A 22,281-nucleotide genomic window follows, 5' to 3' on the forward strand; every position below is an offset into this window, starting at 1 on the left:
GTTTCTATACAGCGAGTCTAAAGATGCAAAACACGCTTTTAACAGCCAGAGCAACGCTTCCTTCTTACGATCGCAGCACCCTTATTTCCCGTATCGTTCACCTCGGTTTCGGCGCCTTTCACCGCGCGCACCAGGCGGTCTATGCCGATATTCTGGCCGCGGAACACGGCAGCGACTGGGGGTATACCGAGGTAAACCTGATTGGCGGCGAGCAGCAAATTGCCGATCTGCAGCAGCAGGACCTGCTGTATACCGTCGCCGAAATGTCGGCGGAAGCCTGGACCGCGCGGGTGGTCGGCGTCGTTAAGCAGGCGATGCATGCGCAGGTTGCGGGGCTGGAAAGCGTGCTGGCAAAAATGTGTGAACCGCAGGTGGCGATTGTTTCGCTGACCATCACGGAAAAGGGCTACTGCCATTCACCGGCCAGCGGTGAGCTGCAGCTGGATCATCCGCTGATTGTTGCCGATATACAGAATCCGCATCAGCCGAAGTCTGCGCCAGGCGTTATCGTGGAAGCGCTGGCGCGCCGTAAAGCTGCCGGTTTACCGGCATTCAGCGTGATGTCCTGTGACAATATGCCGGAAAACGGTCACGTATTACGTAACGTGGTCTGCGCCCTGGCGCGGGCTATCGATAGCGAGCTTGCCGACTGGATCGCCGAAAGCGTGACCTTCCCGTCAACGATGGTCGATCGCATCGTTCCGGCAGTGACCCCCGAGACCCTGGATAAAATCGAACAGCTGACCGGCGTGCGCGATCCGGCCAGCGTCGCCTGCGAGCCGTTCCGTCAGTGGGTCATTGAGGATAATTTTGTCGCCGGGCGCCCGGAATGGGAAAAGGCGGGCGCCGAGCTGGTGGCCGACGTTGTGCCGTTTGAAGAGATGAAGCTGCGTATGCTCAACGGCAGCCACTCCTTCCTCGCTTATCTCGGCTACCTTGCCGGGTATCAGCACATTAACGACTGTATGCAGGACCAGAACTATCTTCGCGCCGCCCGCAGCCTGATGCTCAACGAACAGGCGCCGACGCTGAAAGTGCAGGGCGTCGATCTGGCTCGCTACGCCGGGCTGCTGATCGAACGCTACAGCAATCCGGCGCTTCAGCACCGGACGTGGCAGATTGCGATGGACGGCAGCCAGAAGCTGCCGCAGAGAATGCTGGATTCGGTACGCTGGCATCTGGCGCAGCGCAGCGATTTTAGCCTGCTGGCGCTGGGCGTAGCCGGCTGGATGCGCTACGTTGGCGGCGTCGACGACCGGGGCGAAGCGATTGAGATTTGCGACCCGCTGCTGCCGGTGATTCAGCAGGCCGTGCGCGCGAGCGCCGATGGCGAAGCGCGGGTGAACGCGCTGCTCGGTATCGAGGCTATCTTTGGCGCCAGCCTGGCGCAGGATCCGCGCTTTGTCGAAGCGGTGACTCAGGCCTATCTCTCGCTGCAGCGCCGGGGGGCTAAGGCGACCGTTGCGGCCTGGGCGCTGGCGCAGTAATCGTGCTTCAATGCCGCCGGCTCCGGCGGCATTAACGCGGCTTTGGCGAACGGCGTTCGCCAGCGCGTCTTACCCGTACGTCATTCCGCCGATCTTCACTCTTTCTGCAATAAATATGATCCGGGCCATGGAATATACATAACTATAGCTATCCACAGTTAAATAAATATAAGCGGTGTTTGTTTTAATGGCTTATGTATTTATTAGGCCGATTGTTTGTTCTCCATTTAGAATGTTTATGGCATAGTGAAGCCTCTGGAATACACTTCCTCAGGAAAAAGGAGAGCGGGCTATGTACAAAAAAATTTTATTGCCTGTAGATGTTTTTGAAATGGACTTAAGTGATAAGGCGGTACGTCACGCTGAATTTTTAGCCTCAGCGGAAAACGGCGAAATTACGTTATTAAACGTCCTGCCAAACAGCGGTCGTTCTATTCTTCGCGGTTTTGCGGCCGATATTCATAAATTCGAAGCCTTTATGAAAGAGGAGTCGGAGAAAAAGATGAAGACCCTCTCGCGTCTGTTTTCAATCCCGCCAGAGCGTCTTCATACCCGGGTCGTGTTTGGCAACGTGCGCGATGAAATATTAGCTATCAGCAATAGCGATGAGTATGACGTGATTGTTGTCGGCTCGCGCAAACCGGGTATTTCCACCCATCTGCTGGGCTCTAACGCCGAGTCTATTTTACGCTACGCTAAAATACCGGTGCTGGTGGTTCGATAACGGCCCCGGTCTGCATCTTTAGCGGCAGGAGAGTGCGCCTGCCGCTAGCACTACTACTCTTCGCTAAACCAGTCGCGGTTTTCCTGGCGAATTAATAGTACCGACTCGCTAATTTCGTGCAGGTGCAGATGCATCGCCGCGTCTACCGCGTCGGCATCGCGATTTTCCAGCGCTTTGAAAATTTGGTGATGCTGACGCAGCAGCATTTCCGGCGAGCTGATGTGATCGAGGCTCATATAGCGTACCCGGTCAATCGTCGCCTTAATATTCTCCACGGTGTCCCAGGCAAGCTGGCAGTCTGCAATGAGCGATAGCTTCTGATGAAACTCGTCGTCCAGCTGGAAGAAATCATTGAGCTGCTGGCGTTCAACCGCCGTGCGCTGCTGATTAAGATTTTGCTCAAGCTGATAAATTTGCTCGCTGTTGACCATTCCCGCCGCCCGACGCACCACCGCACACTCGATGGCCTGGCGCACGAAGCAGCCGTTGCGGACCTGCGACAGGGATATTTTATTGACGTAGCTGCCGCGCTGCGGACGGATTTGGATCAGGCCATTTTCCGCCAGCTTAATAAACGCCTCGCGCACCGGCTGACGGGAAACGTCAAAGCGCACGGAGACTTCCTTTTCAGACAGCGGCGTGCCGGGTGGGATCAGACAATGGACGATATCCCGGCGGAGGATCCGATAAATCTGCTGATTTACCGGCTGTGTTGGATTGAGCTGTGATTCTGCGGCCATTGATGGTTACTTTTTAATGGATTATGTGCGCTATTTTACGCGTTTTTTGCCTTTGAGCCCATACCCGGCCCGTAGGCCGGGCAAGGGGATTAGCCCTGACGGTGCACGCTGAGGCCGGCGAAGCTTTGGCTAACCGGCATCATTTCCAGGGTATTAATATTGACGTGTTTCGGCAGGTTGGCGACCCACCACACGGCTTCCGTCACGTCGTCCGGCGTCAGCGCCTGGGTATTTTCGTAGGCTTTGCCGGCTTTCGCGTCGTCGCCTTTAAAGCGGACGTTGGAGAACTCGGTGCCGCCCACCAGCCCTGGCTCGATGTCGGTGACGCGAATCGCCGTGCCGTGCAGGTCGGTGCGCAGGTTGAGGCTAAACTGACGCACGAAGGCTTTGGTCGCCCCGTAGACGTTACCGCCCGCATAGGGCCAGTTGCCGGCGGTTGAGCCGATATTGATAATATGGCCGCGGTTGCGCTCAACCATCCCCGGCAGCACGGCGCGGGTCATATAGACCAGCCCCTTGTTGTTGGTATCGATCATATCTTCCCAGTCTTCAACGCTGGCCCTGTGCGCAGGCTCCAGCCCCAGCGCCAGACCGGCGTTATTGACCAGCACGTCGATGGCCTGCCATTGTGCAGGCAGGCCGGCCATCATCTCTTCGATGGCCGCGCGATTACGGACGTCGAGCTGGGCTGTATAAATGCCGTCGCCAAGCTCGTCTTTCAGCGTTTGCAGACGTTCTTCACGACGTCCGGTGGCGATCACTTTATGCCCATTCTCGACAAAGCGGCGGGTCATACTCTCACCAAAACCTGCTGTTGCTCCGGTAACCAGGATAATCATCTTACTGTTCCTCAACGCTTTTGTGTCGTCATACCATAGCATGCGTTAACGCGGACCGGTAACGGAAATCACCGCGCCTGGTGTGGTTACAGGCGATGAAAAATGAGGCACAGCCAGGCGGCACTTCGAGAATTGATTGCGGTCAATCAATGAGTTGCCTAATCTAACCTGATGCCCGCAGCCTGGAGATAATAATGTCGGAAAATAACCCCTTTTTAAGCGTCAGCCTGCTGCCCTATCAGGCGCCGCGTTTCGATCTGATCGAGGATGAACACTACCGCCCGGCCTTCGATGAAGGCATGCGGCGCCAGCGCGAAGAGATTGCCGCGATAGTGAATAATCCGGCGCCCGCGGATTTTGCCAATACGGTGGTGGCGCTGGAGCTGAGCGGACAGCTGCTGTCTCGCGTGACCCGGGTCTTTTTTGCGATGGCCGGGGCGCATACCAATCCGCTTCTGCAGCAGCTTGATGAGCAGTTTTCCGCCGAGCTTGCGCAGGCGGGCAACGATATCTGGCTTAACACGGCGCTGTTTGAACGCGTGCAGCGCGTGTGGGAGGATCGTGAGCATCTGCAGATCGATGCGGAGTCCCGGCGCCTGCTTGAGGTCACCTGGCAGCGGTTTCTGCTGGCCGGCGCGCGGCTGGCGGAAGCGCAGAAATCGGTGCTGCGGGCGCTAAATACCCAGGCCGCGGCGCTGCAGAGCCAGTTCCAGCAGCGGCTGCTGAGCGCGGCAAAATCCGGTGGCCTGGTGCTTGATTATCTGCACCAGCTGGACGGGCTGAGCGCGGAGGAGATCGCCGAGGCCGCAAAAGCGGCGGCTGAAAAAGGTCTCCAGGACCGCTGGCTGCTGCCGCTGCTCAACACCACGCAGCAGCCGGCGCTGCTGTCACTGCGCAGTCGTCAGACCCGGGAAAACCTGTTTGCCGCAGGCTGGACGCGCAATCAGAAAGGCGATGATAACGATACCCGCGAACTGCTGCTGCAGCTGGTGGCGATCCGGGCGCAGAAAGCGGAACTGCTGGGCGCGGCTGACTACGCCAGCTGGTCAATGGCCGATCAGATGGCGGGCGCGCCTGCCCAGGCCTTTGAGTTTATGCGCCGAATTGCTCCGGCCGCGCGAGCAAGGGCCGAGCAGGAGCTGGCGGATATTCAACAGGTTATTGATGATGAAGGCGAGGATTTCACCGCCGCCGCCTGGGACTGGCCGTACTATGCGGAGCAGGTGCGGCGCGCCAGGTTCGCTATCGATGAGGCGCAGCTAAAACCCTATTTTGCGCTCGATCGCGTACTGCTGGACGGCGTATTCTGGACCGCATCGCAGCTGTTTGGCCTGCGCTTCGTCGAACGTTTCGACATTCCTGTCTATCATCCAGACGTGCGGGTGTGGGAAATTTTCGACGCTAACGGCGCCGGTATGGCGCTATTTTACGGCGACTATTATGCGCGAGATTCAAAAAGCGGCGGCGCGTGGATGGACGTGTTCGTTGAGCAGTCCACGGAGCTGCGGCAGCAGCCGGTTATCTACAACGTCTGCAACTATCAAAAGCCCGGCTCGGGCCGCAGCGCGCTGCTGTCGTGGGATGAAACCATCACCTTATTCCACGAATTCGGCCACGCGCTGCACGGTCTGTTCGCCAGCCAGCGCTATGCCAGCCTGTCGGGAACCAATACCCCGCGCGATTTTGTCGAGTTTCCGTCGCAAATCTTTGAGCACTGGGCCAGCGAGCCGCAGGTATTTGCCCACTATGCGCGTCATTATCAAACCGGAGAGGCGATGCCCGACGCGCTGCGCGAGAGTATGTACCGGGCGGCGAAGTTTAATAAAGGCTACGACATGAGCGAGCTGCTGGCGGCGGCGATGCTGGATATGCACTGGCATAGCCTGGCGTCGGCGACGGTCCCGCAGGAGGTGGACGCCTTTGAAGCTGCGGCCCTGCGCGCGGAGAAGTGCGATCTCGCCGCCGTACCGCCGCGCTATCGCAGCAGCTATTTTTCACATATTTTCGGCGGCGGCTACGCCGCGGGCTATTACGCCTATCTGTGGACGCAGATGCTGGCGGACGACGGCTACCAGTGGTTTGTTGAGCAGGGCGGCCTGAGCCGTGAAAACGGCCAGCGCTTCCGCGACGCGATTCTGTCGCGCGGCAATAGCACAGATTTAGCTGAACTTTATCGCCAGTGGCGCGGGCACGATCCTAAGATTGAGCCAATGCTAAAAAATCGCGGGCTAAGCGAGTAGGCGATTTTGCCAGGCAAAAGAGAGCCGGGCGTGGAGCCCGGCTTATTGCGTGAAATTCATCTTGCCGAAAAGTCTGCAAATTTCTTCCAGGCGATTGAGTTCAATAGCGGCCGATGTGACCGCTGCTCGATCTGTACCGAGACTCATTGATTACCGGTCAGGGGATAGACCGGTGGTTTATTGATTATGGTATCAACGCAGGCCTGGCCCATGAAAATGTCCGCCGCCCGGCCCGCCACCAGGTCCACCCCCCGGCCCTCCAGGCGGAAGAATACAGCCGGAAAGAGACATCGCCCCGCAGAGCACAAAAACTAAAAGCACAATTTTTTTCATAAAAACTTCTCAACAGCCAGGAGGCTAATTTCAAAGCATAAATGTGAATATTTAATGGAGGACCTTAAGCTTCCTCTCGCCATACGGATTAAATAGGATTAATCCGCGGCAAAACCGGACAGGGCGAGGGTTCCTGCACGCTATGAGCGCGCTGACGAAGATGGCGCGCGAATGAATAGCCATAACGCGCCCGCGTGCGGGGCTCGTGGCGACAGGAGCATGGGGGTGTATCGCCGGGTTCCGTCACCGTCGAATGCGGTCGCTTTTTAGTTTTCTATATCAGGAGACTTAAATGATAATTGCTCAAATTTCAGATATTCACGCAGGCCCGGATAATAGCAATCTCAGCCGATTTGATAGCGCGTTAAAATGGCTCGATGCGGTTGAGCCGGACGCTTTAGTTCTCACCGGCGATCTGATTGATAACAGCTGGTTCGAAGGCTATGAATCCATTTATTCCCGTCTGGACATCCGACGTTTTCCGACGTTTATCCTGCCCGGTAACGCTGATAATAAGTCACTAATGCGCAGAGTATGGGGCGAACGCTTTTGGTCCGTAACTCCCTTCGCAGAAGGTCTTCATTTTGTTGCAGATATGGGCGAACTGCGCCTTATCGGATTAGATAGCACGATCCAGGGATCGTCTGAGGGCGCAGTGGGTAATCATCTAGCGTGGTTAGAAAAAAGCTTATCGTATGAAGATGATGCTCCCTCTATGCTCTTTTTACACCATCACATAATCCAAAGCGGTATTCCTGCTATGGATCACATCATGTGCAAAGATCACGCCCAGCTTGGCGAGTTTTTACAAAATAGTTCTCGTCAACCCATTGCCATCGCAACCGGACACGTGCACCGTCCGATAGCTGGTTTTTTTTCCGGTATCCCGGCATATATCTGCGGATCAATTTGTCCTGCCAACCCTTTGTGGTTTGGCACAGAAATCGTTCCCCCCGTTAACGATCCCCCGTCATTAATGATTCACCGTTTTATTAACCACGCCTTAGTTAGCCACCACGTCTCGATTTAAATTATCAGGCTTGCGCGAGCCCCCGTTACTGGGCTCAGGGCAACGCGCGCTCAGGGGATGCTGTTATAAGCATGGCGAAAGGCCTCTTAAAGGGAATGGCATATATACCGAATACTTCGAGGGTAAATAGTTTCAGCGTGTATTAATGACAAAAATTGACAGTTGTTCGATATTTGTATGAGTTTTAGACTTTAGCCGCAACTTATGGATTGTTCTTTGATTATGGGAATAAAAATGAAAAAAAGTACCGTTGCGGTAATGATGATGGCCACTGTTTCAGGGACGACTTATGCGCAGTCAGCGCAGTTCACTCCGAATTTCTCGCCAGAAAGTTTTACTGTATCGACTTCCGCCGGGATGCTGAGTGGAAAATCTCATGAGATGGTTTATGACGCAGATACGGGGCGTAAAGTTAGCCAGCTGGACTGGAAAATAAAGAACGTCGCTATTCTGAAAGGCGATATAGCCTGGGATGCCTACTCCTTCCTGACGCTGAATGCCCGCGGCTGGACATCTTTGGCTTCTGGATCTGGCCATATGGATGATTACGACTGGATGAACGACAGTCAGTCCGGATGGACGGACCACTCGTCCCACCCCAGCACCACCGTCAATTACGCCAATGAATACGATCTTAACGTGAAAGGCTGGATATTCCAGGACGATAACTACAAAGCTGGCGTCATCGCAGGCTATCAGGAAACGCGTTTCAGCTGGACGGCAACCGGCGGCGCTTATAATTATGATAACGGTGCCTACACCGGCAATTTCCCGACAGGTGAACGTGGTATTGGCTACAGCCAGCGATTCTCCATGCCCTACGTGGGCCTCGCGGGTCAGTACCGTATTAATGACTTTGAATTTAATGCCTTGTTTAAATTCAGTGATTGGGTCCGGGCGCATGATAACGATGAGCACTATATGCGCGATCTGACCTTCCGGGAAAAAACGACGAATTCACGCTATTACGGTACGTCAGTGGATGCCGGATATTACATCACGCCGAAAACCAAAGTTTTTGCCGAATTCACCTACAGTAAATATGAAGAGGGCAAGGGAGGCACTCAGATTATTGATACTAACAGCGGCGAATCAGCTTCAATCGGCGGTGATGCAGCGGGCATTTCGAATAAAAACTATACCATCACCGCCGGGCTGCAATATCGATTCTAAGTTTACTTCAGGAGCGCTCGCAGAGGCGGCATCACCGATGCTCGCCTCGTGCGTAGAGAATGCCGCAGGGAATATAGTGTGAAGGGAACTCTGCGCAGAGTTTTACCCGTTATTCTCGCCGCCGCGCTGATCAGCACCTGTACCGATACGCCTGGGCAGAACAAGCTGACGTACCGGGCCGGTGACGACCTCAATTCTGCCGCCGCCGCGAACGACAGCACGCGCCTTACCAGTGCTTAACCAGCGTCTCACCAATCTCGGCAATCTGCCGGTTCCGCTCTTCCATTGAGGCCTCGGTGCCGGTTAAATAAATAATTACGATGCGCGCGGGCTGCCCGTCCGGGCCGAGGGCGGCGATAATACCGCGCGACCCGCGGTTGCCCGCGCCGGTTTTGTCAGCGATAAACCAGCCGTGCGGCAGCGCCGAGCGCAGCAGCGGGCCGGCAACCTTATCGTCAACCATCCAGCTGCGCAGCTGCTGTCGCGATGCGGCGGAAAGCACGCTGCCGGTGAGCAGATTGCGCAAGGTTTTGGCCATCGCCTGCGGCGTAGTGGTATCACGCGCGTCGCCGGGCAGGGCCTCGTTAAGCTCGGTCTCCCAGCGGTCGAGGCGCGAAGTCTGGTCTCCGCTGCGACGCAGGAAGACGGTCAACCCCTGCGGGCCGCCGACGCTCGCCAGCAGCAGGTTAGCGGCGGTGTTATCGCTAAGGGTGATTGCCGCAGCGCACAGCTCGGCTACCGTCATGCCGTCGGCAAGGTGCTTTTCGGTCACCGGGGAGTATTCAACCAGATCCTGCTGACGGTAGCGGACGCGGCGATCGAGCTTCTCCTCTCCGGCATCCACGCGCGCCAGTACCGCCGCGCAGAGCGGCACTTTAAAGGTGCTCATCATCGGGAAACGCTCGTCGGGGCGATAGCTTGCCAGCAGCCGTCCGCTGGCTAAATCCAGCTCCGCGTAGCCTACTCTGGCCTCGAGCTGGCGCTCAGCGGCTTTGACCTGGTTTACCGTCGCCTCATGCGCCCAGGCGGGCAGGGCGAACAGGGCGAGCAGGAGGATCGGGGCAAAAAGAGAGTGGCGCATTCCGGTGACTGTTCCTTCGTTTTTATTTCTTCACGCCGCTATGGGTAAAGCCCGGCGACGCCCGCCCCTGAAAATAATGCGAAATAAGAGTTGTGAAGATTCACAATTTCTCTTTTTTCCTTCATCATTCGTCAGCTTTTAGTCGTAATAATCAGTGCTTAGCTCAGTATAAGAAAGAGTTTTTTTATTTAGGGCCGGTATGAACTATAAGAATGTACTGAAGGTAGCGCTATTGCTACCAGCGGTCGGCTATCGAACGTTAATCATTGACCCCAATCCGGGAGGAACATGGTGGACCTGCTAATTAAGGTCATGCTGGTGGGGGGGAAGGCGGATGGCCTGCTGGTCAGCGTCGCCGATACCGCGACGGAACTTTCCGTCACCGCCGCGCAATATGGCGCGAAATCCGGGCAGCCGCTGAGTTATCGGATCGTGTCGCAGACAATCGATAATGAGCGTTACTTTTTTGGCGTGTTTAGCGATACTCATGACGACACGGATAAACTAACCAGAGTTGCGCTGACCCGGGGTATGAAGAAATCGCTGTGCTGAGCCTGTGACGGACGGCAGACCGCCGTCCGCTCAGGTGGCGTTTCCCCGGCGACAGCAAATGATTTCGCGATCTTAGGGAGCACCATGATCCACCATCTCCGCATACAAAATTTCAGGTCGGTAAGGGATATCGAGCTGGATCTGGGGGCGCTGAATATCGTCTTCGGGCCGAACGGCTGCGGCAAGTCCAATATCTACAAGGCCATCCATCTGCTCACCGCCTCCGCGGACGGTAAATTCTCCAGCTATATCAGCGATGAAGGCGGCCTCGAAAACATCATGTGGTCCGGTAAGAGCGCGCCCACGGCCCGCTACCCGAAGCGGCTGCAGATCGCCTGCCTGACGGAACAGTTCGACTATGAGCTGCAGGTTGGGTTTCCGGAAAAGCTGCCGTATCCCACCCAGTTTATGCTCGATCCGATTGTGAAAGAGGAGTCTATCTGGCTGGCCGGCTTCTCCCGCCGTCCCTCGGCCAGAGTGCTGCAGCGGAAAAATCAGGCGGCGTTTCTGATTGACGTGAACGGCGAGAAAAACACCTTTACCGAAGCTATCTATGAGAACGAGTCGATCTTCGGCCAGCTTGGCGAACCGCACCGCTTCCCGGAAATATCCCGGGTCCGGGAGACCATGCGCCAGTGGCGCTTTTATCACGAATTTAATATCGGCCGCCACTCCGCGCTGCGCCATCCGGCGGTGGGCTATCGCTCGCCGGTACTGGATAGCGACGGGCACAACCTGGCCGCCGCGTTTCAGACCATTGTCGAAATTGGCGCCGTGGAGCTGCTGCACGAAATCCTCGAGAGCGCCTTTCCGGAGTGCCGTTTCTTCTGTGAAAATGAGAATTCGCGCTTTTCGATAAAGATGCGCCGCGAAGGTATTTACCGGCCGCTGCTGGCGGCGGAAATGTCGGACGGCACCCTGCGCTTTCTGTGCCTGGCGGTGGCGCTGCTGAGCCCAAGACCGCCGGCTTTTCTGGCGATTAACGAACCGGAAAACAGCCTGCACCGGCAGATGTTTCCGGCGCTGGCGCGGCTGATCGTTGAAGCATCGCGCTATAGCCAAATCTGGCTGACCAGCCACTCGGCGGAGCTGACCGAACTCATCTCGTCGCTGGCGGAAAGCCAAATTTATGAGCTGGAAAACAGCGGCGGTGAGACCCGAATCAGGCGCTGAAAGCCCGCCGTGCGGCGGGCGTTATGCCTCAGACGGCGTTGTTATATCCCGGAGCCGGCAGCAGCGTTTTGCTGCCTTTGAGGGTAAACAGCGAAATAAGCGTAAAGCACAGCGTAATCGATCCGAGGATCAGGTAAGCCTGATGGAAGCCCACCGTGTCGTACATGCGTCCCACCCACGCCGAGAGCACGACGCCGGAGAGCTGTTTCGATAAGTTGAAGCCAATCAGGAACAGGGTGGCAGAGAGCTTCGGGTTAAAGGCGGAAGAGATATATTTGAAGGTGCCGACCAGCAGGAACGGAACTTCAAACATATGCAGCATTTTTAATATCACCACTTCAACCGCGCTGGTGGCGAATGAGGAGCCGAGAATGCGCACCGACATAATTATCCCCGCGGTCAGCAGCGCATTTTTCGCCCCGATGCGGTTAACAATCGCCGGAGCGCAGAACATCACCAGCGCATTCAGCAGCTCGCCGCCGGTGGTGACAAAACCAAAGACTTCGGTTCCGCGCTGCGGGCTGGAGAAGAAGCCTTTAAAGAAGTTAGCAAACTGCTGATCGAAAACGTCATAAACGCTGGCAACGCCGACCACGTAGATAATAAATCCCCAGAACCGCGGCATGCGCAGCAGCTCGGCGGCAACGCGCAGCGAGAAGGCCTGGCGGTTGGCACCCAGCGCGTCCATCACCTGGGCGCTATTGCTGCTTTCCGGACGAGAAAACCACAGCAGCACCCCGAGCGCCAGCGCGAAGCCGGAGGCAATCCAGAAGGTAATATTCGGGTCGATGCCAAATAGGATCCCGGTAATCGACGCGCAGATAGCCCAGCCGACGCAGCCGGCTACGCGCACCTTGCCGTATTCAAAACGGTTGGCGCGGCTGACACGTTCGATATAGGCCTCGACCGCCCCGGAACCGCTGGAAAAGACGATCCCCAGATAGACGCCGCCCACCAGCGCCCCCAGAATAATATTCATCTGCAGCAGCGGTGAAAAGACGAATATAAAGAACGGGGCGAACAGAATTAATAGCACCACGATCGTCCACAGCAGATGCTTGCGCAGCCCGAGCTTGTCAGAGATCAGGCCAAATATCGGTTGGCAGATAATGGCGAACAGCGAAATTGAGGAGAAGACGATCCCGGTTTCCGTTTTGGTTAAATGGTTAACGTCCGCCAGCCACACCGGGAAAAAGGGGAAATAGGCCGACATAATGAAGTAATAGAAGAAAAAGAACAGCATGAAATAGATAAAGTTATGCCGTTCTCGCGGCGCGAGCTCAGAGAATTTCATAGAGAGGTTCCATTTTTATTATGCCTGTAGGGTTGGGGGTGTGACGCCCCGTTTATACCGCTCATACTTCAGGTTGCATGTGCGCTGCTTTTCCTCGCTCACCCCGGCCTGACGTCAGTAAGCCGTCGGGTTTCCTGCCTGCAACGCGAATTATTCCGGGTTTATACCGTCATGATCCAGGCGGCCGGCGGGCGATTCGTTTGCTGAATCACCCGCGGCGTAGCCCGATTATTCCGGGTTTATTACTGGAAATGAATGCTTACCTGATACTGCCACTGCGTCTCCTGAAGCAGCCACTGCGGCAGCACGCTCGGAGTCCAGGAGTCATCGCCGCCGACGCCCATATGCTGGCCGTCGAGGGTGATCCAGACGCCGCTCTCCGGGCGCATCAGGTGCCAGTGGTCGGTTGCCATCAGCTGCGCGGTACCGTAGGGCTGCACCGAGAAGTGGAAATGGCCCGCGACGTGCCAGCGACCCCAGTCCAGCGCGGTGCTATCGCAGCGCAGGCCGTTTTCGGTTGGGAAGATGTACGGCGTGCTCATCTCCGCAAGGGGCAGCTGCCAGCGGGAGAACTCCGCGCTGCTGCGGCGATCCGGGTAGTTTTCATGCGGGCCGTAGCCCAGCCACGAGACCGGCTGCTGCTGATCGGCGACCTGGAAGTTGAGGCCGACTCGCGGCAGCGGCGGTAGGGTACCGGCGCGCTCGCCGTCCACCGCCAGGTGTAGGCGGCCTTCGCTATCAAAGGTCATACGCCAGCGGCTGACGATGACCACCTCATCGCCGCGCAGATAGTGCCAGCGGCTGTCGATAACCACCTCATGGGCCAGACGCTGGGCTTCGCAGCGAACGCAGCGCGCTTCAAGGTCGTACAGCCCGGCGCTTTTCCAGCGCTCAACCCAGGCGTTAGGGTCGATGCGCTCCACTTCGCTGACGCCGATATCGTTATCCAGCGGGGCGCGAACAAACTGGTCGCGCAGCGGGGTTAGCAGCTGCTCCACGCCGTCGGCGCGCCACTGGCTGAGCAGGCCGCTTTGCCGATCGACGGTCCACTGCTGCGATCCCAGGCTAACGACATAGAAAGACTCATCGATCTCCAGCGTCGGTGCGCTACCGGCAGGCGCCGGTTTGGCGAGCGCCAGCGGGGCGGCGAGGGCAAACTGCTGCCAGGCGACGCGGTGTTCGGCCGGCGACCAGGCGGTAGCCTGCGGCTGAACCACCTCCAGCAGCAGCCAGACCTCTTTCGCTCCCTGAGGCAGGGTCAGGCTATCGCACAGCGTCAGCTCCGCCTCGCCCTGCGGAATGAGATCGAGGGCGGTGCTGCCGCTGGCGACGGTTTCGCCCGCTGACTGTACCTGCCAGCGCAGCTCTTCATTATTGGTCGCGCGGAACAGATATTCGCTATTGACGCTAACCCGCAGCGGCGACTGCGCCAGCAGCGTGAACTGGAAGAACTGCTGGGCGTGTTTGGCCTCGATGAGCGACGGATGCGGGCGGCGATCGGGGAAAACCAGCCCGTTCATGCAGAACTGACGGTCGTTGGGTTTATCGCCAAAATCACCGCCGTAGGCCCAGCCGGTGCTGCCGTCCTCGAAGGTTTTGCTAATAGCCTGATCCGCCCAGTCCCAGATGAATCCGCCCTGCAGGCGCGGATATTCGCGAAACGCCTGCCAGTAGTCGGCGAAGTTGCCCAGGCTGTTGCCCATGGCGTGCGCGTATTCGCAGAGGATCAGCGGGCGCTGCTCGCCCGGCAGGCTGATCCACTTTTTGATGCCCCATTTCGGCACCGCCGGAATGAGCTGGTCGCGCTCAACGCGGGCGTACATCGGGCAGATAATATCGGTGGCGCTGCTGTCCGCTCCGCCGCCCTCATACTGCACCGGACGTGAAGGATCGTTGCGCTTGATCCAGTGGTAGAGGGCTTCATGGTTGTCACCGCCGCCGGATTCATTGCCCAGCGACCAGATAATAATCGACGGATGGTTACGGTTGCTTTGCACCATGCGCGTCACGCGGGCGCTAAACGCCGGCAGCCACGACGGGTCGTCGGAAAGGCGGTTCATCGGCACCATACCGTGGGTTTCGATATTGGCCTCATCGACCACGTACAGGCCGTAGCGGTTGCAGAGTTCGTACCAGCGGGAGACGTTCGGATAGTGCGAGCAGCGCACGGCGTTAAAGTTGTTCTGCTTCATCAGCAGGATATCCTGCAGCATATCCTCCTCGGTCACCACCTGGCCGCGCTGGTGATGGTGCTCATGGCGGTTAACGCCGCGGATCAGCAGCGGTTTGCCGTTAAGCAGCAAAAGCCCGTTGCTTATCTCGACCCGGCGGAAACCGATATCCCAGGCTTCCGCTTCAATCAGCCGATCGCCTTGCCACAGCGAGACCACCGCGCGGTAGCAGTGCGGCGTTTCGGCACTCCACAGCGCCGGGCGCTCGACCGCCAGGGTTAAACTGGTGCGCTCGGCATAGTTACCGCGCTCGTCAATGACCGGCGAACCGGGACGCTGGCGGATGCTGGCAACCTGTTTATCCCCCTGCCACAGGCTGACCTCGGCGGTCAGCGCGTCGAGCTCCCCGGCTGGCGCGGCGATGGTCAGATCGACCGCCAGCTCGCCGTCGCGGTAGAGCGCGTCCAGGCTGGGGGTGATTTGCACGTCGCTGAGGTGCTGATGGGGCTTATTGAGCAGCCACACCGAACGGAAAATGCCGCTCATGCGCCACATATCCTGATCTTCCAGCCAGCTGCCAGCGCTCCAGCGCATCACCATCACGCACAGGCGGTTATCGCCCGGCTGCAGATACGGCGAGAGGTCAAACGCGGCAGGAAGGCGGCTGTCCTGGGAGTAGCCGACCCACTCGCCGTTGCACCACAGGTGGAAGGCCGAGTTGACGCCGTCGAAGATCGCCTGGGTCTGGCCTTCCGCCAGCCACTGCGGATCAACGGTAAAGGCCAGCGAGTAGCAGCCCGTCGGGTTATCTTCCGGCACGCGCGGTGGCGTGGTGTCGATGGGATAGCGGACGTTGGTATAAATTGGCGCGTCGTAGCCTTCCATTTGCCAGTTTGAGGGAACCGGCGTGCTGCGGCTGTCCGGCAGATCGGCGTCGATCCAGCTGGCGTCAACGGCAAACGGGCTGCGGGCGTAGGAAAACTGCCAGCGTCCGTCCAGTAGACGACGGCGATCGCCGGGCAGATTGTCGCGCGCGTCGGCGATATTTCGCCAGCTGGCAAAGGTCGGGTGGGCCGCCAGGCGGTTAAGGTGAGTAATGGTCTGGTTTTGCCAATCTTCACGCGCCAGCACTTCGTGGAACAGCGGAGAGCGGGCGGCGGTTGAGTCGTGTTGTTGCATACGCATACCTGACGGATAAGTGAAGGAAATGTCATTCGCTAGACAAGAATGAACGTGTTATCAGATATTTTTCCTTGTGCCGCAATATCATTGGAAATGAAACCCATTGACGATCACGAAATGCCGGAATTAGAGCTGATTTTTGTCGTTAATTAGACATAAAATGTTAGCGTGAGACATTTAACCAATACCTACTGAATTTTGGCGACCAGGAGAGGACTATGCAGCGGCGTTCGGCAACCTTAGATGATGTGGCGCAAGAGGCCGGAGTCTCCCAGCAGACTGTCTCCCGGGTGCTGAATAATCCGGACGTGGTCTCTGACCGCACTCGCGACAAGGTGATTCGCGCGATGCAGGCGCTGCACTATGTCCCTAACCGTTCCGCCCAGCTGCTGGCGGGGAAGGCGGCGCCGTCCATAGGGCTTATCACCGCCTCCTTAACCCTGCATGCGCCATCGCAAATTGCCGCGGCGGTGAAGCTGCATGCCGGCATGCACCGGCTGGAGGTGTCGATCGCCATGCCGGAACAGACCGACTATGCGTCGCTGCAGGCGCGGCTGGACGAGTTTCGCGCCCAGCATATCCGCGGGGCTATCGTCAGCCTGCCGCTGGAGAGCAGCACCGCCGAGCGCCTGGCCGCTGAAAACCCCGATATCTCCTGCCTGTTTCTCGACGTCTCTCCTGAAACGGACGTCTCCTGCGTGCGCTTCGATCACCGCGACGGCTGCGGTGCCTGCGTGCGTCATCTGTGGGAATCCGGGCATCGGGAGTTTGGCCTGCTGGCAGGGCCGGAGAGCTCTATTTCTGCGCGAATGCGCCTCGGCAGCTGGCGCGAGGCGCTGCATCGTCTGGGCATCAGCCGGGAGGTGACGGTCTTCGGCGACTGGAGCGCGGCCAGCGGCTGGCAAAAGACCTTTGAACTGCTGCACCTTCAGCCGCGGATCAGCGCTATCGTGGTAGCCAACGATCAGATGGCGCTGGGGGTGCTCAGCGCGCTGGCGCAGCTTAACCGCACCGGCAGCAGCGCCATCTCGGTAACCGGCTACGACGATACCGCCGATAGCCTCTACTTCCAGCCGCCGCTGACCACCGTCGCGCAGAATTTCGATCTGCTGGGGAAAAGGGCCGTGGAGCTGCTGGCTCAGCAGATGGCGACGCCGCAGATGCGGATCCGCGAACTCCTGCCCACCACGCTGATTGTGCGCCAGTCCACCTGGGCTTACGGCGCCGAGCCGGCCCGCGATCCGCTGATTGCTCAGCTAAAAACGCTGGTGGAAAAGCTTTAAGCCGGTTGGTTTAAGCTTCATTGAAGTAGAGGGTGCTAAGGTGCGCGACAGGCGTAAAGAAAGATGGACTCTTTTTTTGCGTACAATGCAAAACACAATCTATCCATGCAAGCATTTATTTACCGCCATTTCACTGGCGGTTTTTTTTCGCCCGCACTTTGCCCACGCGATGCCCACGTCGTCCGGGCGTATTTTATTTAACGCTACCATTTGCATGCTTATTAGCCGTTTATCGGAATAAACACGCTGTTTTTGCAGCAGGTGGTGCGCCGACCTTCCCGGGCGAGAGTTTTCAACCCAGCATAAAATGCTGGGAGGCCATGTACGGCCGGGAAGGCTGGCACGCTTCCCTCTGCGGCTATCCTGGCGGCTGCTGCGGGCGAGCGACAATATAGCTGGGGCTGAATGGGCGAATCTTCTATTCTGCCGCCCTCGCAGGGTTAAATACCGCTTCGACGATAATTGCATAATATCTGTACTCTTAACGGGCGAAAAAAAGAACGGCGCCGTCTGGCGCTCAAGCGCGCGGTTGCGGAATTCATAATTACCATCAATAGATGCAGTATAATTAATATAATAAAATAATTAATTGTCCAAATTTAAATTTAACTCTTTGTTACAGCTGGAGTTTATTATTCAGGTGATAATTCAGGTTCTTTTACAACATTAAGGATAATCTTTCGTGAATAAATTTGTGCGTAATACCCTGATTGCCGTTGCCATCACCACCGGTTTCTCCGCTGCCGCTCAGGCTGCCAGCGCGAGCGACGTTCCGCCGATATCTCAGGACCCGGTGGTTCAGCATCTTAAATTAAGCAATGAGCAGGTGACTAAAATAAAGGCGCTGCATCAGGAATTTGAAACCAACGTGAATAATATCAAAATTGACGGTTTCAAAGAGGGCGCGCTGGTGGAGACCATTCAGTCCGGGAAGTGGGACGATGCGAAAGTGAAGCAGCAGCTGGCGGCCTTTGGTCAGCTCGATCAGCAGGTTCGCTACTACCGCGTAAAATACTATTTTGGCGTCAATCAGATTCTGACGGCGGAACAGCGCACCCAGGTTAAAAAAGATCTCAGCGAAGCGCTTAATTAATCCGCTCCCGTCGGCAGCGGCGGGACCCCTGCGGGGAAGGATTGCCAAAACGGCGCCGCAATAACGCTTTGCGGCACGCCCCCTTGAGGCACTCTCTTTTGAGGCAAATGTTTGAGGCACTATGAAGAAATTCACGCTCGTCGCGCTTAGCCTGCTTGCCTTCACCAGCCTGCCGGGCTTTGCCGGCAGCAAAACGGTGGTGGAGTATGGCGTTGTGCAGCAGAGCCAGATTATCAGCAGCCAAACGCGCTCCCACCCTCTGCGTACCGTCGCCGCCGGGGCGCTAGGGGGTGTAGTGGGCCATCAGTTTGGTAACGGTAAAGGACAAACCGCCATGACCGCCGCGGGCGCGGTGGCCGGAGCCGGGGTTTCTCGCCATCGGCAAAGCCAGCAGCAGGCCGTTCAGCAGCTTGAGCTGACGATCAAAATGCAGTCGGGACAATTAATTCAGGTCGTTCAGCAGGTTGATGGCGGCCTGACCTTTAGTCAGGGCGATAAGGTTCGCGTTTTGACGTCCGGGAGCCATACCCGCGTCGATAAATCCGTTTAGTTAACGGTCCGGGCGGTCGCCCGTGCGTAAAAAACGTCCTCTGGTGCCGGCAGCAGAGGGCGGCTTCAGGCCTTCGCTCGTCGGGCCGTTAGCGTTTTTCCTGGCAGGCTAAAATCCACCGAACCCGCTCTATTCGTTGCTAACCCTATCTGTTTACTCGATTAACCAGGGGATGGATGTGCCCGACCGCGCCATGCTGTTTGCTCAGGCAGGTCAGCATCACGCTATCGGACCACTGGCATTGACTGCGCCCGCGATGGGTTGACGATGAGTTAAATAAAGCGCTGATAAGAAACCCGACAAAAAGGGTGAGCAGTGGGAATGCGAGCGAGGTTTTCACTTTATAACGGTCCTGGCGGTCAATGCGATTTTCAGTACCCTACACTAAAAATGTGACAGTTATCCCATTTATGTTTTGTATGGCCGACCCGGTCACCGGGAATGACGACCCTTCAGCCAGCGGCCAACGATCCCAACGGGCGCGTCGAACCGCGTGACTTTAGCGGCCAGAAAGCATACGATACGTATATGTTTTATTACGGTATATATATATGGGAATTGTAAAAATTTCAGATCTGCTGCATGACGATATCCGCGACGCCAGCCGGGCCATGTCGCGGTCGGTGAACGCTCAGGCCGAATACTGGATCCGCGTGGGAATGATGAGCGAGCTCTATCCCGAGCTTAACCATCAGCAGATCAAGCTGCTGATGCTCAAATCAGGGTCTGACCGTCTGCTGGAGGTGATTAATGCCATCCATTCCCATTAAGACCGCCGAAGAGCTGGCTCTACAGCGCCATGCCGGGGAACTGTTAGCAGCCGTTTTTGACATGCTGGACGCATTTATCCAGCCGGGCGTCACCACGATGGAGATTAACAATCGCGCCGAGGATTTCATCGTCAATCAGCTGCACTCCCGGCCCGCCAGCAAGGGGCAGTATGATTACCCCTACGTGCTGAACACCTCCATCAACGAGGTCGTGTGCCACGGGATGCCGAAGGAGACGGAGCACCTGAAATCAGGGACGATTGTTAACGTCGATATTACGCTTGAGAAGAACGGGCTGATTGCGGACTCCAGCAAAATGTACCTGATCGGCGACGTTTCTCCGCTCGCTCGCCGGCTGGTGAAAACCACCTATGAAGCGATGTGGAAGGGGATTAAGCTCGTGAAGCCCGGCGCCACGCTGGGCGATATTGGCCATGCGATTCAATCCCATGTTGAGAAGAATGGCTACAGCGTCGTCCGGGAGTACTGCGGCCACGGCGTGGGCAAAGAGATGCATGAAGACCCGCAGGTGCTGCACTATGGTAAACCCGGCGAAGGGGTCGTTTTGCAGCAGGGAATGGTCTTTACCATCGAGCCGATGGTCAACCAGGGCGACAGCAAAACGAAGCTCAAGAAAGATGGCTGGACGGTGGTGACCCGCGATAAGAAGCTCTCGGCGCAATGGGAGCACACCATCGCGGTGACCGACACCGGCTTTGAGGTCCTGACCCTGCGCCAGGGGGAAGAGCGGCAGCTTTGACAGGCCCGCTCCGCCGACCGCCTCATCGACAAGAGACGGTCGGCGAGGAGCAGGATCCCGTCAGCAGTGCGCCGGATCCTGCTGTTGCTTCAGCCACAGCCCCAGCTCCTTAACGACCTCGACCACTTTTACCAGCCTGAGACCGTCGGCCGTCAGGTTGTAAACAACCTTAACCGGCACTTCGGGATAAACGGTACGCTGCACGACGCCGGCCTCTTCTAACGCCCTGAGATCCATGGTGAGCATCCGCTGAGATATGGCCGGGATATCGCGACGGAGGTCGCTAAACCTTTTCGGCTTTTCCAGCAGGTACGACACAATAAGTAAACGCCAGCGGCCGCCAATGAGATTCATCGCAACTTCGACGGAACAGCCGGAGATAACGTCTTTCATGTTAATACTCAGTATAATTTATGTACCTACACTACAATAATGTGCCTTCTTTAAAGTATCAACTAACTTTGTTAACCTCGCGCTATACTTAAACGGCGAGGGTGTTATTGCATGAAACTTTATTATTCTCCGGGCAGCTGTTCGCTTTCTCCCCATATTGCCTTACGTGAAGCGGGTCTTGATTTTGAGCTTATTCGCGTCGATACCAAAACCCATACCTGGGGCGCCGGTAATAACTATTATGATATTAATCCGCTGGGCTATGTCCCCGCCTTAGAGACCGCCGGCGGGGATATATTCAGAGAGGGCGTCACGCTTATTCAATATATTGCCGATTTAGTCCCCGACGCCGGGTTGGCTCCCGCCAGCGGGACGCTCGCGCGCTATCGCCTTGAAGAGTGGCTGGTTTTTTTTAATAGTGAAATTCATAAAGCCTTTATTCCCCTCTTTTATAGCGAGCACGGCGGGGCCTATATCAATATTGCGCGCGAGAAGCTGCTTTCGCGTTTTGCGTGGCTCGACCAGCAGCTGGCGGATAAAGCATTTATCACCGGAGCGCAGTTCTCGATTGCCGATGGCTATCTGTTCGCGCTGGTTGGCTGGGCGCAGGCGGAGTGGCTGATATCGGTTTATAACCTGGATATTGACCTGACGGATTATAAACACATTGCCGCATGGTATCAGCGGGTGCTGGCGAGACCGGCGGTCCGCCAGGCGTTAAAGGAGGAGGGCATCGACTTCCTGCCTCTCATATAATACCGCCCAGTTGTGCTATTATGGCGCTCCACCAACGCTTATAGGGATGAAAGGATGTTAGAAGAATATTTTGGTAATGCTGCCACGGCAGAAGAGAAGAAACGACTCCTTGCCGTCCAGGCCGCCTTAGAAATCTCGAAAGCCGCCGTCTCTTCATCAACCGCGAATTCAGGGATCCGCAGCCAGATGGATCTGCGCAACGTGGCGCAGGAAGTGGCTTCATTAGCTGACGCTATTCAGGATGCGCTCGAAGAGAGCGAGTAAACGCAGAGTGGGCTAAGCAGCCCTCAAGGCATAAGCCCCCTGGCGTATTGGCCGCAGGGGGCCTTCACAACAGCACGCCGCCTGCCCACAAGAAAGCAGCCCTCGCCGTCATGACTTGATTAAAATCAATTTTTTTGTCAAAATCCCGCCTCAAGCATCAAGTATTTTGAAGTTCACACGGATGAACAGAGCCACAGAACGAGCACAGGGACCCGGAATGAAGTATCTATTTGCAGTTATGTTGAGTATGACCTTATCAGGATGTACGGCCGGCGATTGGATTGACGCGGCGGGTGGAATAATGCAGGCGAAAGACCAGCAGCAAAAAGACGATCGAACCAAACGTATTAAAGCTGCCAATAAAGCCGCTGGCTATTAATCACGCAAAATAAT

The 22,281-nt window shown here is 56.7% G+C and carries 22 protein-coding genes; 16 read left to right on the forward strand and 6 right to left on the reverse strand.

Features of this window, described 5'->3' with window-relative positions; all coding sequences use genetic code 11:
- The first annotated feature begins 23 nt into the window (after nt 1-23).
- Both M2416_RS09215 and M2416_RS09220 read left to right on the forward strand, forming a co-directional pair.
- Entirely contained in the window at nt 24-1,487 is a 1,464-nt protein-coding gene (locus tag M2416_RS09215; RefSeq protein ID WP_259223457.1) for a mannitol dehydrogenase family protein, read from the forward strand.
- Nucleotides 1,488-1,779: 292 nt separating this feature from the next.
- Complete coding sequence (locus M2416_RS09220; protein WP_045858368.1) at nt 1,780-2,211, forward strand: universal stress protein; 432 nt, start codon at nt 1,780-1,782, stop codon at nt 2,209-2,211.
- A gap of 53 nt (nt 2,212-2,264) precedes the next feature.
- Here M2416_RS09220 and M2416_RS09225 read toward each other — a convergent pair whose 3' ends face one another.
- Both M2416_RS09225 and ydfG read right to left on the reverse strand, forming a co-directional pair.
- Nucleotides 2,265-2,951, reverse strand: a complete 687-nt coding sequence (locus tag M2416_RS09225; RefSeq protein ID WP_041145734.1) for a GntR family transcriptional regulator — start codon at nt 2,949-2,951, stop codon at nt 2,265-2,267.
- Between the two features lie 89 nt (nt 2,952-3,040).
- Entirely contained in the window at nt 3,041-3,790 is a 750-nt protein-coding gene (gene ydfG / locus M2416_RS09230) for a bifunctional NADP-dependent 3-hydroxy acid dehydrogenase/3-hydroxypropionate dehydrogenase YdfG (RefSeq protein WP_041145733.1), read from the reverse strand.
- A gap of 194 nt (nt 3,791-3,984) precedes the next feature.
- Between ydfG and dcp the strand changes: the two genes are divergently transcribed.
- The 4 genes from dcp (at nt 3,985) to M2416_RS09250 (ending at nt 8,806) form a co-directional block, all read left to right on the forward strand.
- Nucleotides 3,985-6,030 (forward strand): peptidyl-dipeptidase Dcp, encoded by a 2,046-nt coding sequence (gene dcp, locus M2416_RS09235; RefSeq protein WP_259223459.1) that lies wholly within the window; start codon nt 3,985-3,987, stop codon nt 6,028-6,030.
- Nucleotides 6,031-6,655: 625 nt separating this feature from the next.
- Nucleotides 6,656-7,393, forward strand: coding sequence for a metallophosphoesterase (locus tag M2416_RS09240; RefSeq protein WP_135184563.1), 738 nt, complete (start codon nt 6,656-6,658; stop codon nt 7,391-7,393).
- Between the two features lie 234 nt (nt 7,394-7,627).
- The gene (locus M2416_RS09245; RefSeq protein WP_259223463.1) at nt 7,628-8,566 is read left to right on the forward strand and encodes an omptin family outer membrane protease; all 939 of its coding nucleotides are present in this window, start codon (nt 7,628-7,630) and stop codon (nt 8,564-8,566) included.
- A 78-nt stretch (nt 8,567-8,644) separates the two neighbouring features.
- Complete coding sequence (locus M2416_RS09250; protein WP_259223464.1) at nt 8,645-8,806, forward strand: hypothetical protein; 162 nt, start codon at nt 8,645-8,647, stop codon at nt 8,804-8,806.
- Here M2416_RS09250 and blaTER read toward each other — a convergent pair.
- Nucleotides 8,793-9,647 (reverse strand): TER family class A beta-lactamase, encoded by an 855-nt coding sequence (gene blaTER / locus M2416_RS09255; RefSeq protein ID WP_259223465.1) that lies wholly within the window; start codon nt 9,645-9,647, stop codon nt 8,793-8,795. The two genes, M2416_RS09250 and blaTER, sit on opposite strands and share 14 nt — an antisense overlap.
- 291 nt (nt 9,648-9,938) lie before the next feature.
- On the opposite strand from blaTER, the gene M2416_RS09260 reads away from it, so the two are divergent.
- Nucleotides 9,939-10,199, forward strand: coding sequence for a hypothetical protein (locus tag M2416_RS09260; RefSeq protein ID WP_115193941.1), 261 nt, complete (start codon nt 9,939-9,941; stop codon nt 10,197-10,199).
- Between the two features lie 84 nt (nt 10,200-10,283).
- Nucleotides 10,284-11,372, forward strand: a complete 1,089-nt coding sequence (locus M2416_RS09265; RefSeq protein WP_041145727.1) for an AAA family ATPase — start codon at nt 10,284-10,286, stop codon at nt 11,370-11,372.
- A gap of 28 nt (nt 11,373-11,400) precedes the next feature.
- Here M2416_RS09265 and M2416_RS09270 read toward each other — a convergent pair whose 3' ends face one another.
- On the reverse strand, nt 11,401-12,666 hold the full coding sequence (locus M2416_RS09270; RefSeq protein WP_041145726.1) for an MFS transporter: 1,266 nt from the start codon (nt 12,664-12,666) through the stop codon (nt 11,401-11,403).
- A 242-nt stretch (nt 12,667-12,908) separates the two neighbouring features.
- A complete protein-coding gene (locus M2416_RS09275) occupies nt 12,909-16,016 on the reverse strand; it encodes a beta-galactosidase (protein ID WP_259223467.1) in 3,108 nt (1,035 codons plus the stop codon).
- 221 nt (nt 16,017-16,237) lie between these two features.
- Here M2416_RS09275 and M2416_RS09280 point away from each other — a divergent pair, with 221 nt between their 5' ends.
- The 5 genes from M2416_RS09280 to map all read left to right on the forward strand — a co-directional run bounded on the left by M2416_RS09280 (nt 16,238) and on the right by map (nt 20,475).
- Nucleotides 16,238-17,302: a LacI family DNA-binding transcriptional regulator gene (locus M2416_RS09280; protein WP_076947443.1), complete on the forward strand. Its 1,065-nt coding sequence runs from the start codon at nt 16,238-16,240 to the stop codon at nt 17,300-17,302.
- 682 nt (nt 17,303-17,984) lie between these two features.
- A complete protein-coding gene (locus M2416_RS09285; RefSeq protein ID WP_076947444.1) occupies nt 17,985-18,395 on the forward strand; it encodes a Spy/CpxP family protein refolding chaperone in 411 nt (136 codons plus the stop codon).
- Nucleotides 18,396-18,516: 121 nt separating this feature from the next.
- The gene (locus M2416_RS09290) at nt 18,517-18,945 is read left to right on the forward strand and encodes an outer membrane lipoprotein (protein ID WP_076947445.1); all 429 of its coding nucleotides are present in this window, start codon (nt 18,517-18,519) and stop codon (nt 18,943-18,945) included.
- A 551-nt stretch (nt 18,946-19,496) separates the two neighbouring features.
- Nucleotides 19,497-19,715: a ParD-like family protein gene (locus tag M2416_RS09295; RefSeq protein WP_041145722.1), complete on the forward strand. Its 219-nt coding sequence runs from the start codon at nt 19,497-19,499 to the stop codon at nt 19,713-19,715.
- Nucleotides 19,696-20,475, forward strand: coding sequence for a type I methionyl aminopeptidase (gene map, locus M2416_RS09300; RefSeq protein ID WP_076947446.1), 780 nt, complete (start codon nt 19,696-19,698; stop codon nt 20,473-20,475). The genes M2416_RS09295 and map overlap by 20 nt, the downstream gene beginning before the upstream one ends.
- A 60-nt stretch (nt 20,476-20,535) precedes the next feature.
- Here map and M2416_RS09305 read toward each other — a convergent pair whose 3' ends face one another.
- Nucleotides 20,536-20,868 (reverse strand): winged helix-turn-helix transcriptional regulator, encoded by a 333-nt coding sequence (locus M2416_RS09305; RefSeq protein ID WP_076947447.1) that lies wholly within the window; start codon nt 20,866-20,868, stop codon nt 20,536-20,538.
- A 111-nt stretch (nt 20,869-20,979) separates the two neighbouring features.
- On the opposite strand from M2416_RS09305, the gene gstA reads away from it, so the two are divergent.
- From gstA to M2416_RS09320, 3 genes are all read left to right on the forward strand, one after another.
- Complete coding sequence (gene gstA, locus M2416_RS09310) at nt 20,980-21,624, forward strand: glutathione transferase GstA (RefSeq protein WP_259223473.1); 645 nt, start codon at nt 20,980-20,982, stop codon at nt 21,622-21,624.
- Between the two features lie 54 nt (nt 21,625-21,678).
- Nucleotides 21,679-21,888: a hypothetical protein gene (locus M2416_RS09315; RefSeq protein ID WP_041145718.1), complete on the forward strand. Its 210-nt coding sequence runs from the start codon at nt 21,679-21,681 to the stop codon at nt 21,886-21,888.
- A 217-nt stretch (nt 21,889-22,105) separates the two neighbouring features.
- Nucleotides 22,106-22,267, forward strand: coding sequence for a hypothetical protein (locus M2416_RS09320; protein ID WP_167691662.1), 162 nt, complete (start codon nt 22,106-22,108; stop codon nt 22,265-22,267).
- Nucleotides 22,268-22,281 lie beyond the last annotated feature (14 nt).

This window comes from Klebsiella sp. BIGb0132 (assembly GCF_024810075.1).
GTDB classification, from domain to species: Bacteria; Pseudomonadota; Gammaproteobacteria; order Enterobacterales; family Enterobacteriaceae; genus Klebsiella; species Klebsiella terrigena.